Source organism: Actinokineospora bangkokensis, assembly GCF_001940455.1.
Lineage (GTDB): Bacteria > Actinomycetota > Actinomycetes > Mycobacteriales > Pseudonocardiaceae > Actinokineospora > Actinokineospora bangkokensis.
In genome coordinates this window covers 544150-556608 of sequence record NZ_MKQR01000009.1, presented here as the reverse complement: position 1 = coordinate 556608, position 12459 = coordinate 544150, and the positions used below count along the sequence as shown (strand labels likewise).

At 74.1% G+C, this 12459-nt stretch carries 13 protein-coding genes; 6 read left to right on the top strand and 7 right to left on the bottom strand.

The features are described 5' to 3' along the window. Position 1: 1 nt before the first annotated feature. Genes BJP25_RS10705 through BJP25_RS10695 form a run of 3 tightly spaced genes read right to left on the bottom strand, consistent with a single transcriptional unit; the run spans position 2 to position 2942 of the window. Entirely contained in the window at positions 2-793 is a 792-nt protein-coding gene (locus tag BJP25_RS10705; protein ID WP_198943417.1) for a pentapeptide repeat-containing protein, read from the bottom strand. A gap of 33 nt (positions 794-826) precedes the next feature. After that, positions 827-2545 (bottom strand): putative bifunctional diguanylate cyclase/phosphodiesterase, encoded by a 1719-nt coding sequence (locus BJP25_RS10700; protein ID WP_233157995.1) that lies wholly within the window; start codon positions 2543-2545, stop codon positions 827-829. Between the two features lie 55 nt (positions 2546-2600). Beyond that, positions 2601-2942, bottom strand: coding sequence for a hypothetical protein (locus BJP25_RS10695; protein ID WP_075974828.1), 342 nt, complete (start codon positions 2940-2942; stop codon positions 2601-2603). Between the two features lie 121 nt (positions 2943-3063). On the opposite strand from BJP25_RS10695, the gene BJP25_RS10690 reads away from it, so the two are divergent. Both BJP25_RS10690 and BJP25_RS10685 read left to right on the top strand, forming a co-directional pair. Then, positions 3064-3852, top strand: coding sequence for a glycerophosphodiester phosphodiesterase (locus tag BJP25_RS10690; protein ID WP_075974656.1), 789 nt, complete (start codon positions 3064-3066; stop codon positions 3850-3852). Further along, on the top strand, positions 3849-4643 hold the full coding sequence (locus BJP25_RS10685) for an arylamine N-acetyltransferase family protein (protein ID WP_233157994.1): 795 nt from the start codon (positions 3849-3851) through the stop codon (positions 4641-4643). Before BJP25_RS10690 ends, BJP25_RS10685 begins: the two co-directional genes overlap by 4 nt. A 21-nt stretch (positions 4644-4664) precedes the next feature. Here the strand turns inward: BJP25_RS10685 and BJP25_RS10680 are convergent, their stop codons facing one another. Then, positions 4665-5321 carry a transglycosylase family protein gene (locus BJP25_RS10680; protein ID WP_084793859.1) on the bottom strand — a complete coding sequence of 219 codons (657 nt, stop codon included), beginning with the start codon at positions 5319-5321 and terminating at the stop codon, positions 4665-4667. A 231-nt stretch (positions 5322-5552) separates the two neighbouring features. Between BJP25_RS10680 and BJP25_RS10675 the strand changes: the two genes are divergently transcribed. From BJP25_RS10675 to BJP25_RS10665, 3 genes are all read left to right on the top strand, one after another. Continuing rightward, positions 5553-6980 carry an MFS transporter gene (locus BJP25_RS10675; RefSeq protein ID WP_075974654.1) on the top strand — a complete coding sequence of 476 codons (1428 nt, stop codon included), beginning with the start codon at positions 5553-5555 and terminating at the stop codon, positions 6978-6980. Between the two features lie 25 nt (positions 6981-7005). Then, positions 7006-7794, top strand: coding sequence for a thymidine kinase (locus BJP25_RS10670; RefSeq protein ID WP_084793858.1), 789 nt, complete (start codon positions 7006-7008; stop codon positions 7792-7794). Positions 7795-8032: 238 nt separating this feature from the next. After that, positions 8033-8374 (top strand): RNA polymerase-binding protein RbpA, encoded by a 342-nt coding sequence (locus BJP25_RS10665; protein ID WP_075974653.1) that lies wholly within the window; start codon positions 8033-8035, stop codon positions 8372-8374. A gap of 89 nt (positions 8375-8463) precedes the next feature. Here the strand turns inward: BJP25_RS10665 and BJP25_RS10660 are convergent, their stop codons facing one another. Together BJP25_RS10660 and lnt are read right to left on the bottom strand one after the other, a co-directional pair. Next, the gene (locus BJP25_RS10660; protein ID WP_075974652.1) at positions 8464-9231 is read right to left on the bottom strand and encodes a polyprenol monophosphomannose synthase; all 768 of its coding nucleotides are present in this window, start codon (positions 9229-9231) and stop codon (positions 8464-8466) included. Positions 9232-9294: 63 nt separating this feature from the next. Next, positions 9295-10917 carry an apolipoprotein N-acyltransferase gene (gene lnt / locus BJP25_RS10655; protein WP_075974651.1) on the bottom strand — a complete coding sequence of 541 codons (1623 nt, stop codon included), beginning with the start codon at positions 10915-10917 and terminating at the stop codon, positions 9295-9297. Positions 10918-11062: 145 nt separating this feature from the next. Between lnt and BJP25_RS10650 the strand changes: the two genes are divergently transcribed. Beyond that, on the top strand, positions 11063-11926 hold the full coding sequence (locus BJP25_RS10650; protein ID WP_198943416.1) for a Vgb family protein: 864 nt from the start codon (positions 11063-11065) through the stop codon (positions 11924-11926). Between the two features lie 3 nt (positions 11927-11929). Here the strand turns inward: BJP25_RS10650 and BJP25_RS10645 are convergent, their stop codons facing one another. Further along, the gene (locus BJP25_RS10645; protein WP_075974650.1) at positions 11930-12457 is read right to left on the bottom strand and encodes a DUF3558 family protein; all 528 of its coding nucleotides are present in this window, start codon (positions 12455-12457) and stop codon (positions 11930-11932) included. Between the last annotated feature and the right edge of the window lie 2 nt (positions 12458-12459).

The window sequence follows — 12459 nt, the reverse complement described above, 5'->3', positions numbered from 1 at the left end:
GTCAGCTCCAGTGGCCCGGCGCCCGCACGGCACCGGGCAGCCGGGTGCGGGACGAGCCCCGGGCCGCGTCCACCTGCATCTGCGTGAGGAACAGCGCGCCGCTCAGGTCAGCCCCGCGCAGGTCGGCCGAGCGGAAGTCCGCGCCGATGACGTCCGCGCCCACGAGCACGGCCTCCCGCAGGTCCGCGCCGATCAGCAGCGCGCCCCGCAGCGACGCGGCCCGCAGGTCGGCGCCGCGCAGCCGGGCGCCGATGAGGTTCGCACCCCGGTGGTCGGGCCCCGGCGGGCGCACCAGCGCCACCGCCTCCGCCGTCAACGCGCTCACCCGGGCCCGCAGGCCCGCCACGTCGGCCGAGGCGGCGTCCGCGCGGGCCGCCAGCACCTCGCCGGTCAGCGCCGCCAGCCGCCGCGACAGCATGGCCGACTCCGGCCACGACGACGCCTCACGCAGGTAGTGGAGCAGTTCATGCAGGTCGCGGACGTGCGGGAACACCTCGGCCATCCGGGTGCGCGCGGTCGGGTCGGTGCGCCAGTCGCGGCCGGAGAGCACCACCTCGGTGACGTGCTGGCCCGCGCCGAAGCAGTCGTACACGGTGCAGCCGGGGAAGCCCGACTCGCGCAGCCGGGTGTGGATGCCGCAGCGGGAGTCGGGCAGCAGGTTCGCGCACGGGGTCCCGGCGGGCTTGTCGACGGCGAAGTCGGCCGACTTGGCGAAGGCGGGGACCACACAGCACAGCCCCGCGCAGCGCGTGCAGTCCGCGCGCAGCGCAGGCGGCGGCTCGACACGGGTCACGGCGGGCACTCCAGGGTGGGCGGCCCGACAACCCTACTGGGGCTCGACCACCGGCGGGGCCGGGGCCTCCGAGGACGCGGGCGGCATCGGCATGGGCCGGCGCATCCACACCCCGTGCGGGCGGGCGAGCAGGTCGTCCAGCGGCTCGGGCTTGCCGAGGTGGAAGCCCTGCGCGACGCGCACGCCGAGCCGCGACAGCGCCTCGACCTGGGAGGCGCGCTCCACCCACTCGGCCACCACCGACAGCCCCAGGCCCCGGGCGATGTCGACCAGGCCCTGCACCAGCACGGTGTCGCGGGAGCCGTAGTCGATGCCGTGGATGAACTCGCCGTCGATCTTGAGCCCGGTGATCGGCAGCTGCTTGAGGTGGACGAACGAGCCGAACCCGGAGCCGAAGTCGTCGAGGGTGATCCGGCAGCCGGAGGCGCGCAGCTGCTGGGCCAGCGACCGGGCGGCGTCGAGGTTGGTGACCGCGGCGGTCTCGGTGATCTCGAAGCCCAGCCTGCCCGGCGCCACCCCCGCCGCGGTGAGCCGGTCGAGCACGAACCCGCCGAAGTCCTCGTCCTCCAGGGTGCGGCCGGAGACGTTGACGTTGAACCGCAGGCCGGGGTACGGGTGCTCCACGAGGGTCTGGATGGCCTTGTCCGCCACCCACCGGTCGATCTCGAACACCAGGTCCGACCGCTCGGCGGCGAGCAGGAACTCCCCCGGGCCCAGCCGCGGCTCGCGGCCGTCCTCCAGGCGCAGCAGCAGCTCGTGGCCGATCACCCGGCCCGACCCCAGCTTCACCATCGGCATCGCGTGCAGCACGAACCCGCCGTCGGACAGCGCCGCGCGCACCCGCTCCACCACCGTCACCCGCAGCGCGGTGTCCTGGTAGTGGCCCTGCTCGTAGACGGTGGCCCGGTTGCGGCCCGCGGCCTTGGACGCGTAGAGGGCCATGTCGGCGAAGGCCAGCACCTCGTCCCAGCCCACCCCCGGCTCGAACATGGCGATGCCGATCGACACCGTCACCCGCGACGCCCCGGCCACCCCGGTCATCGGGATCGCGGCGATGGCGTTGCGCAGCCGGTCGGCGGCGGCCACCGCCTGCCGCTCGTCGACGTCGGCCAGCACCGCGGCGAACTCGTCGCCGGAGAGCCTGCCCAGCAGCTGCCCCGAGCCGATCCGGTCGCGCAGCAGCGAGGCCAGCGAGCACATCACCCGGTCGCCGGTGGGGTGGCCGTGCAGGTCGTTGATGTCCTTGAAGTGGTCGAGGTCGAGCAGCAGGAACGCGCCCCGGGTGCCCAGCGCCAGCTGCCGCTCCAGCTCCCTGGTCAGCGCGCGCCGGTTCGGCAGCCCGGTCAGCGGGTCCTCGTCGACCAGGCGCAGCAGCTCGTCCTGGTGCTTGGTCAGCCCGGCGTCGCGCAGCTCGCGCTCCCGCCAGCGGGTCACGTCCACGACCCGGTACAGCATCTGCTCGTCCTCGGCCTTGGTGCAGCGCACCTGGAGCCACCGGTGCCCGGCGCCGTCGGGCCTGGGTAAGGACAGCACCACGTCCCCGTCCTCCGCGCCGCCCTCGGGCGGGCCGTCCGGGGCACCCGCCAGCAGCGCGGTGAGCGCCCGGCCCAGGCACTGCTCGGTGGACAACCCCAGCAGCTCCGTCATCGCCGGGTTCACCCAGCGGACGTGCGCGCGCAGGTCGGTGAGCGCGAACGCGGTGTCGGTGCTCTCCAGCACCGCCCCGGGTCCGCTGACCGGCTGAGCCGCCACCCCGACCTCCCTCACCCCGAAGACTCGCGCACGTAGGGTAGTGGACCGGTCCCCGTCAGCGCAGGCGCTCGACCGCCTCGGCGGCCTCGCCGACGCGCTGGGCGAGTATCCGCAGCTCATCGCGGTCGGCGCCGTCGGCGACCGCGGTCACCACGTCCTCGGCGGCGCACCGCAGCTGGAAGAGCCGGTCCTGCAGGTCGGCCAACTCGGCGGCGGAGAGCACCACGGCGTCCTCGGGCAGCCCGCCGCGGCGCACCTGACCGCGCTGCTCGTAGGCGCGCTGGCGGCAGGACTGGGCGCAGTAGCGGCGCGGGCGCCCGCCCCGGGCGTCGCCGGTGATCTCCCGCCCGCACCACCCGCAGTGCCGCGGCACCGCGCGCGTCGTCGGACCGGTCATGCGCGGGAGGATAGCCCGCAGCCCCCGGTGGAGCCCCGCGGCGCTGCGCGACACCCACCAGCCACCCCGCTGCCACGCGCTTGCCACGCCGGTGCCACGCCGCTGGGGCACACTCGGGAGCGTGCTCACCGACCCCCGCGTCCACGGCTTCCTGACCGGCCCCCACCCCCGGGCGTTCGTGCACCGGGGCTGGCACCGCGACGACCTCGCGGGCATGGAGAACTCGCTGTCGGCGTTCCGCCGCGCGGTCTCCGAGGGCTACCACTACCTGGAGACGGACGTGCACGCGACCGCCGACGGCGTCCCCGTGGTGCACCACGACCCCCGGCTGGAGCGCACCACCGACGCCCGGGGGCCGATCGCCGCGCAGACCTGGGACCAGGTGCGCAAGGCCAACATCGGCGGCCGCGAGCCGCTGCCCACCCTGGCCGAGCTGCTGGCCGCGGTGCCCGGCGCCAAGCTCAACATCGACATCAAGGCCGACCGGGCGGTCGAGCCGGTGCTGGAGGTGCTGGCCGAGGCCGACGCGTGGGACCGGGTGTGCCTGGCGTCGTTCTCCGAGGCACGGATGGCGCGGGTGCGGGCGCTGGCCGGGCCGCGGGCGCTGACCTCGATGGGGCTGCGGGCGATGCTCGGGTTCTGGACCGCGGCCAAGCTGCCTGCGGGCTTCTCGCGCAGGCCCCGGCCGCGGCCGGTGCTGGCGCAGGTGCCGGTGCGCCAGGGCCCGCTGACCGTGGTGACCACCCGGTTGGTCGAGGCGGCCCGCAGGCGCCGGGGCGAGGTGCACGTCTGGACGATCGACGACGCGCCCACCATGCACGCGCTGCTCGACCTCGGGGTGGACGGGCTGATGACCGACAACCCCGCCGTGCTGCGCGAGGTGTTCATCGAGCGTGGCCTGTGGGCGTGAGCTGGGACCTCGACGGGCTCGACCTGGACGCCTACCTGGACCGGGTCGGGGTGGCCGCCCGCGAGCCGTCCGCCGACGCGCTGGCGGAGCTGGTGCGCGCGCACATCACCGCGATCCCGTTCGACAACGTCGACGTGCTGCTGGGCACCCACCCCGGGGTGGCGCTGCCCGTCGTGTTCGACAAGCTGGTCACCCGGCGGCGTGGGGGCTACTGCTTCGAGCACGCCACCCTGCTGGCCGCCGCCCTCGACCGGCTCGGCTACCCGGTGCGCCGCCGCGTCGGGCGCATCCGCCCGCAGGGCACGGGCCCGCGCACCCACATGGTCGTGCTGGCCACCGCCGACGGCGTGGAGCACCTGGCCGACGTGGGCTTCGGCTCGGGGATGTGGCGGCCGGTGCCGCTGCGCGACGGCGAGCGCAGCGATCAGGCCGGGTGGCCGCACCTGCTCACCCGCGACGGCGCCACGTGGACCATGGCCGCGCGCGGCGACGACGGCTGGGAGCCCGCCTACAGCTGGGACGACGCCGGGGACCGGCCGGTGGACGCGGAGATGGGGCACCACTTCACCTCGACGCACCCCAGCTCGCCGTTCGTCGGCTCGCTGGTGGTCGTGCGGCTGGCCGAGGGGTCGCTGCGCAGGCTGGTGGGCACCACGCTGCGCGTCGAGGACCCGTCCGGCGCCACCGAGCAGCGGGAGATCACCCGGGAGGACATGCCCGCCACCTTGCGCGACCTCGGCGTCGAACTCCCCGACGACGTGCTCGACGCCCTGCTGGCCAGGCTGTACTGACCGGGCTGTACTGGCCAGGCTCTACTGACGGGGCCGGGCGCCGTACCACGCCGCGCGCCAGGTCTTGGGGCCGAGCTTGCCGGAGTCGTTGATGCCGTTCGCCCGTTGCAGGGCCAGCACCGCCGCCTGGGTCTCGGCGTAGTAGCACCCGGTGCCCTGGAAGTCGTAGCCGTAAGCGTTCATCCGCAGCTGCCAGGCCACCAGCGCCGGGGAGCAGTCACCGTAGGAGTAGACAACCCCCGGCCACGGCGGGGCGCCCCCACCGGACGGCGGGGCCGGGCTGCCCCCACCGCCGATGTAGGCGGACTCGGCGTAGGTGGGCACCCGCTTGCTGCGGGCGTCGGCGTCCGCGCGCAGGCCGAGCTTGCCCGCGCACTCCCAGGGCTGCCACCCCCGCATCCGGTACAGGTAGAGGGCGCGGTGGTCCTGCTCGGCGGGGCTCGCCTGGTGCGGGCTGCCGGTGCCGCCGACGCTGCGCCAGGTGGGCAGGTCGAACTGGTAGGCGCCGTAGTAGCCGTTGCCGGTGTTGGTCGAGTACCGGCCGCTGGACTCGCACTGGCGCAGCCGGGACCAGTCGGACGCGGAGGGGTCGGCCGTGGCCGCGGCGCCCGCCGCGAGCAGGGCGCACCCGGTGGCGATCACCGTCAGCCACCTGAGAGCGGAACGCTTACCAGCCATACCAGTCGACGGTAAGCGGCTGCCCCAGCGGTCACAATCGCACCACCGGGCGCACGAGCATCACCGACCGTGGAAAACCGAGGGTCCGGTCCACCCCACCGGGTGACCGCTCGGACGAGCTAACGATCCGGGCCGCTCCGGGTGAACATCCGGCATCGGTGTCGACGCCCCGTGACCCCCGCCACGCCGACGCCGTACCCTCCGCGTCACACCAGCAGGGCGGAGGCGCACGTGAGCACGGTCGAGCAGAGCACACCCGGGGCGGGCGAGGAGCGGGCCCGGCGCCGCGAGCAGCGCGGGTGGTGCTGGTACGACTTCGCGAACTCGGTCTTCCCGACCTCGGTCACCACGGTGTTCGGCTCGCTCTACCTGACCTCGGTCGCGGCCACCGCCGCCAAGACCGACACCGCCCTCAACGGCCCGAACGCCTGCCTGGACGCCGAGGGCAAGAGCGACCGGCTCACCAACTGCGACATCAGCCTGCTCGGCCTGCACTTTCCCGCCGGGTCGCTGTGGGGCTACCTGCTCAGCGTGGCCACCGTCATCCAGGTGCTCGTGGTGCCGCTGATGGGCGCCATCGCCGACCGCTCGACCAACAAGAAGCCGCTGCTGGCCGGGTTCGCCTTCGGCGGCTCGGTCGCCACCGCGGCGATGGCCCTGGTCGGCGGCGGCGATTGGGGGCTGGGGGTGGCGCTGTTCATCCTCGGCAACATCGGCTACGGCACCTCGGTGGTCATCTACTACTCCTACCTGCCGGAGATCGCCACGGCCGACGAGCGCGACCGGCTCTCCAGCGCCGGGTGGGCCTTCGGCTACCTCGGCGGCGGGCTCATGCTGGCCCTGCAACTGGTGGTGTACCTGTTCCGCGACAGCCTGGGCGTCTCCGAGGGCGGCGCCGCGCAGATCGCCTTCCTGACCTCGGGCATCTGGTGGGCGCTGTTCACCCTCGTCCCGCTCAAGCGCCTGCGCGGCCACCACGAGCGCCCGCAGCCCACTGGCACCCAGGGCTCGGTGGTCACCGCGGGGTTCCGCGAGCTGCGCGACACCCTGCGCCACGCCCGCTCGTTCCCGCTGACCCTGGCCTTCCTGGGCACCTACCTGATCTACACCGACGGCATCGCCACCGTCGCCAACGTCTCGGCCCAGTACGGCTCCGAGGAGCTGGAGTTCGAGAACGACGTGCTGATCACGACGATCCTCATCGTGCAGTTCGTCGCCGCGCTCGGCGGCCTGCTGCACGGCCTGGTCGCCCGCAAGGTGGGGGCGAAGCGGACCATCCAGGGCAGCCTGGTGGTGTGGGTGCTGGTCATCGGCGCGGCCTACTTCGTCCAGGCCGGGCAGGCCACCCAGTTCTACCTGCTCGCGGGCGGCATCGGCCTGGTGCTCGGCGGCACCAACGCGCTGTCGCGGTCGCTGTACTCGCAGATGGTGCCCCCGGGCAAGGAGGCGCAGTACTTCTCCGTCTACGAGATGGGCGAGCGCGCGACGTCCTGGCTGGGCCCGCTGGTGTTCGCGGTGATGGCCTCGACCACCGGCTCCTACCGGTACGCGATCATCTCGCTGGTCATCTTCTTCTTCGTCGGCCTGGTGCTCATCTCGCTGGTGCCGGTGCGCCGGGCCATCACCGAAGCGGGCAACGAGGCACCCCGCCTGCTCTGAGGCCCCCTGACTAGGGTGTCTGCGCGTGACCCCCGCACCCAGCACCGACCACACCGCGCCGGGCGAGCTGCCCGACCCCACCGACGCCCTGTCCGCCGTGCCCGTGGCCGGGTCGCGGCGGGCGGCGCCGGTGGTCGGGCACCTGCGCTTCTACTACGGGCCGATGGACTGCGGGAAGTCCACCCTGGCCCTGCAGGTCGACCACAACCACGCGCGGCAGGGGCGGCGCGGGCTGCTGCTGGTGCACCTGGACCGCTCCGGGCTGCCGCAGATCACCAGCCGGATCGGCATCACCCGCCAGGCCATCGAGGTGCACGGGCACGTCGACCTGCGGGCGCTGGTGCGCGCGCACTGGGCGGCCGGGCAGCGGGTGGACTACCTCATCGTCGACGAGGCGCAGTTCCTCACCCCCGAGCAGGTCGACCAGCTCGCGGTGCTGGCCGACGACTCGCAGGTCGACGTGTACTGCTTCGGCATCGCCACCGACTTCCGCAGCAGGCTGTTCCCGGGCGCGGCCCGGCTGTTCGAGCTGGCCGACGAGCTGCAACCGGTGCAGGTCGACGTGCTGTGCTGGTGCGGCGCCCCGGCCCGGTTCAACGCCAGGGTGGTCGACGGCCGCATCACCCGCGACGGCGACACCGTCGTGGTCGCGGACACGGAAACCACGCGCTCTATGACGGAAAGTAACCACTCCTCCGGTCAACTTGACACGTCCTCAACTACGGTGCGTTATCAAGTGCTCTGCCGCAGGCACTTCCGCCTCGGCGACCTGGGCGCCGACGTCGCGGTGCAGGGCCAGCTCAGTTTCGCCTGATCCCGGTCCGACCAGGTACGATCCCCCAATGGGGTGAGATGTGCCGACGAATCGCGCGCGCAGGCGTCACGATCCCGGAAAACGGGCATCTCCCAGGTGGACGCTGTCGTTGACGGGTGAAGCTTGTCACCCTCAGCGATCGCGGCGGGTAGACCGGGAATCCTTTTCCCGCTCCGCTCGTTGCGCTGGGTGACAACGCCCGGGCTCTGCTGGACGAGCCGAGAGGAAGGACACCGCCATGGCCGACCGAGTTCTGCGAGGCAGCCGGCTGGGCGCGGTCAGCTACGAGACCGACCGCAACCACGACCTCGCCCCCCGGCGCACGGTCCGCTACGCCTGCCCGAAGGGCCACGACTTCGAGGTCCCCTTCTCCGACGACGCCGAAGTGCCCTCGATCTGGGAGTGCCGCCTGCACGGCCTGGAGTCGAAGATGCTCGACGGGTCGGACCCGGAGCCCAAGAAGGTCAAGCCGCCGCGCACCCACTGGGACATGCTCCTGGAGCGCCGCTCCATCCCGGAGCTCGAGGACCTGCTCACCGAGCGCCTGCAGGAGCTGCGCACCCGCCGTCGGCCTGCGTAGCGCCCCCCGACCACGGCCGCCCTGGACTCCCCCACCAGGGCGGCCGTTCTGCGTGCGAGGTGCAAGCAGAGCGCAGCGGGAGGGAAGGGCTACTTGATGCCCAGGAGGGACTTGAGCTGGTTCCCCCGCCTGCGCACACCCCACTTGGTGACCCGCCAGAGGGCCTCGCGCACGATGTTGCCGCTCATCTTGGACTGGCCGCGCTCGCGCTCGGTGAAGGTGATGGGGACCTCGACGACGGTGAAGCCCGCTTCGATGGTGCGCCAGGCCAGGTCGACCTGGAAGCAGTAGCCCTGGGAGGCGACGTTGCCGAGCTTGAGCTTCTCCAGGACGGCGCGGCGGAAGGCGCGGTAGCCGCCGGTGATGTCCTTGACCTTGGCGCCGAGGGCGAGCTGGGAGTAGAGGTTGCCGCCGCGGGAGAGGACCTCGCGGGACTTGGGCCAGTTGACGACCTTGCCGCCGGGGACGTAGCGCGAGCCCAGGACGAGGTCGGCGTCGGTGAGGGCGGCGAGCATCCGGGGCAGGTCCTCGGGGGCGTGCGAGCCGTCGGCGTCCATCTCGACGACGACGGCGTAGTCGCGCTCCAGGGCCCAGGCGAAGCCCGCCAGGTAGGCCGCGCCCAGGCCCGCCTTCTCGGTGCGGTGCAGCACGTGCACCCGCTCGTCGGCGGCGGCCATGGCGTCGGCCAGGTCGCCGGTGCCGTCGGGGCTGCCGTCGTCGACGACCAGGGCGTGCGCCGTGGGCAGGGCCGCGGTGAGGCGCTCGATGATGATGCCGAGGTTGTCCCGCTCGTTGTAGGTCGGGATCACCACCAGCACCGGGTCGAGCTGTGCGGGGTCGTGCGGCTGCTCCGCCATCCGGGTGTCTCCTCCTCGCCCGGCGTGCCCGGGCCGTGCTCGCTCGTGTCGGGGCGTGCCCGCTCAGGTGGTGGGCGGTGCGCCCGCGCCGGTGGTCCCGGTCGGCTGCCCGGTCCCGGCCGACCGCGCCCGCCTGCCCGCCACCAGCGCGACGACCAGCGCGGCCAGGCCGAGCGCCACCATGGCCGTCTCCGGCCACACGCCCAGTCGGTCCGACATGGTAGTGGTCGAGCGCAGCGGCAGCCGCGCGACCAGCGCGGCGGGGGTGAACAGGTCGGTCGAGGCGACCACGGAACCGTCCGGTCGGACGAGCGCGGACACCCCGCTGGTGGCCGCCACGACCACCGAGCGGCCGTGCTCGACGGCGCGGACGCGGTCCATGGCCAGCTGCTGGTAGGTCATCTCGCTGCGGCCGAAGGTGGCGTTGTTCGTCGGCACCGCGAGCAGCGTGGAGCCGTTGGTCACCGACTCGCGCACCACGGAGTCGAAGGCCACCTCGTAGCAGGTGGTGATCGCCACCCGCGCCGGTCCCATGGTGAACACGGTGGCCTCGGTGCCGGGCTGGAAGTTGCCCGCCCGGTCGACCGCGGCGCTGAACAGCCGGAAGAACGACCGGTAGGGCATGGTCTCGCCGAAGGGTTGCAGCTGGCGCTTGGTGTAGGTGTCGACGGGGCCGCGCTGGGGGTCCCACTGCACCACGGTGTTGCGCGGCAGCCGGTCGTCGCCGACGACGACGGAGCCGACGGCGACCGGGGCGCCGATGGCCTTGGTCACCTCGTCGATCTCGGCGCGGGCGTCGGGGTTGCGGAAGGGGTCGATGTCGGAGGCGTTCTCCGGCCAGATGACCAGGTCCGGCTGGGGCACCCGGCCCGAGCGCACGTCCTCGGCCAGCTGCCGGGTGCGGGCGACGTGGTTGTCGAGCACGGCGCGGCGCTGGGCGTTGAAGTCCAGGCCCGCGCGGGGCACGTTGCCCTGGACGGCGGCGACGGTGGCGGTGCCCGCGTTGGCGTCGGTGCCCACCGCGCCGGTGGCGGCGATGGCGGCCAGCAGCGGCAGCACGGCGGCGGCCACCGGGCCCGCGACGCGGGCGACGGTGAAGTCGCGGGTGGCGAAGCGGCGGGCGAGCACCCCGAGGCCGAAGCCGGTGGTGGCGACGGCCAGGGCGATCAGCGGGGTGCCGCCCAGGGTGGCCAGCGGCAGGTAGAGCCCGTCGGGCTGGCTGAAGGCGAGCTTGACCCAGGGGAACCCGCCGAAGGGGAACACCGACCGCAGGGTCTCCCCCGCCACCCACAGCAGCGCCATCCACACCGGCGCGGCGCGCAGCGTGCTGACGACGGCGATGGCGGCGGTGGCCACGCCGACGAACAGGGCCTCCACGGCGCTCAGCGGCAGCCAGGCGACCGGGCCGACGAACACCCCGGTCCAGGCCAGGGCGGGGGTCATCAGGCCCATGCCGTAGAGGAAGCCGTAGCCGAACCCGGCGCGGGCGCGGCGGCCGTGCAGCACCCAGCCCAGGACGGCGATGCCGAGCGGGGCCAGCCACCAGGTCGTGCGCGGCGGCCAGGCGAGGTAGGTCAGCGCGCCCGCGGCGACGACGGCCAGGCAGCGCAGCAGGACCGCCCACCTCGGGGACCGGGCGGGCGGCTGCGGACCGGTGCTGTCCGGCGACACGGCGGGGGCGACCACCGGGACAGCCTACGACCCGGCCCGTGCGCACCACGTGTGACCACCCGCGACCCCGTCAACCCTCAACCTCGCCTTGAGGTTGACCCCGCGAGCCTCGACCTCATGTCGAAGGTGAGGGATGAGCCCGGGTTGCTAGCGTGCCGGGGTGGTGGTCTTCGACGAGTTGCGGGTCCGGCGCCTGCCCCTGGGGTCCCCCGGCGACGGCCCCTACGACGTCGTCGCGGCCGGTGACGGCACGGCGTGGGTGTCGCTGGTGCACGCGGGCGCGGTCGTGCGCGTCGACCTCGCGGACGGCCGGGTCATGGACCGGGTCGAGCTGGGTGCGGACTCCAAGCCGACCGTGCTGGCCGTCGCGGCGGGCGCGGTGTGGTGCAGCCGCGGCGATGGGTGGCTGAGCGAGGTCACCGGGCGGGCCGAGGCGGTGCGGGTCGACGGCACCCCCTACGGCGTGGCCGCCACCGCCGACGGGGCGCTGTGGTTCTCGGAGATGACCGGTCACCGCCTGGGCAGGGTCGCCGACGGCGCGGTGGACTACGTGCCCCTGCCCGCGGGCAGCTTCCCCGCCGGGGTCGTGCAGGGCCCGGACGGCGCGGTGTGGTGCGCGCTGAACACGGCCGGGGCGCTGGCCCGGGTGGACGCCGACCTGGGGGTGACCGTGCACCCGCTGCCCACTCCCGGTGCCGCCCCGGTCGGGGTGACCGCCACGGCGGACGCGGTGTGGTGCGTGCAGATCGGCGCTGGGCAGCTGGCCAGGGTGTCCTCGGACGGGCAGGTTCGGGAGTTCCCGCTGCCTGATCGCGCGGCGCGGCCGCACGCGGTGGTGCCGGGCAGCGGCGGGGTGTGGTTCACCGAGTGGGCCGCGGCCGCGGTCGGGTTCTGCGCCGAGGACGGCACTGTGGTGCGGGCGCGGCTGCCGAAGGGGTCCGAGCCGCACGGGTTGACCGCGGTGGGGCCGGGGGTGTGGGTGGCCTGCGAGTCCGGGGAGCTGGCGCGGGTGGACCCGGCCTGAGGGTCAGACCCCGGCGGGCAGGGCCTTGACGACCTCGGCGGCGAGGGAGTCGAGCACCTGGCAGGCCTGCTCGGCCCCGCCCGCGGCGCCGGTGACCATCACCGAGATCCGCTCCTTCGGGGCGGTGTCGGCGACGTACTGGCAGGCGGGCACGGCGGTGTAGCGCAGCCGCGTGCCCTGGCGCCCGGCGGGGGCGGTGGTGTCGCGGACGAACAGGGTGCTGTCCTGGGTGCTGGGGAACTCGCCGCTGGCGATGATGCCGACGCTGACCGAGTAGTCCGGGGCCGAGCCCTGCGGGCCGTGCTCGAACTGGCAGTCGCGGTAGCCGGTGCCGCCGGTGGGGGTGACCCTGCGCAGCCCGGCGACCGAGGCCGCGGAGGCGGGCAGCAGGGTGCACGGGTCGGTCAGCCGCAGCGGCCCGTCACCGATGGGGGTGGGCGGCGGCGGCGCGGCCTGCTCGTCCGACGAGCACGCCGAGGTGCCCAGCGCGACGGCCACCAGCACGGCCCCTGCCCACGAGCGCACGCCCATCC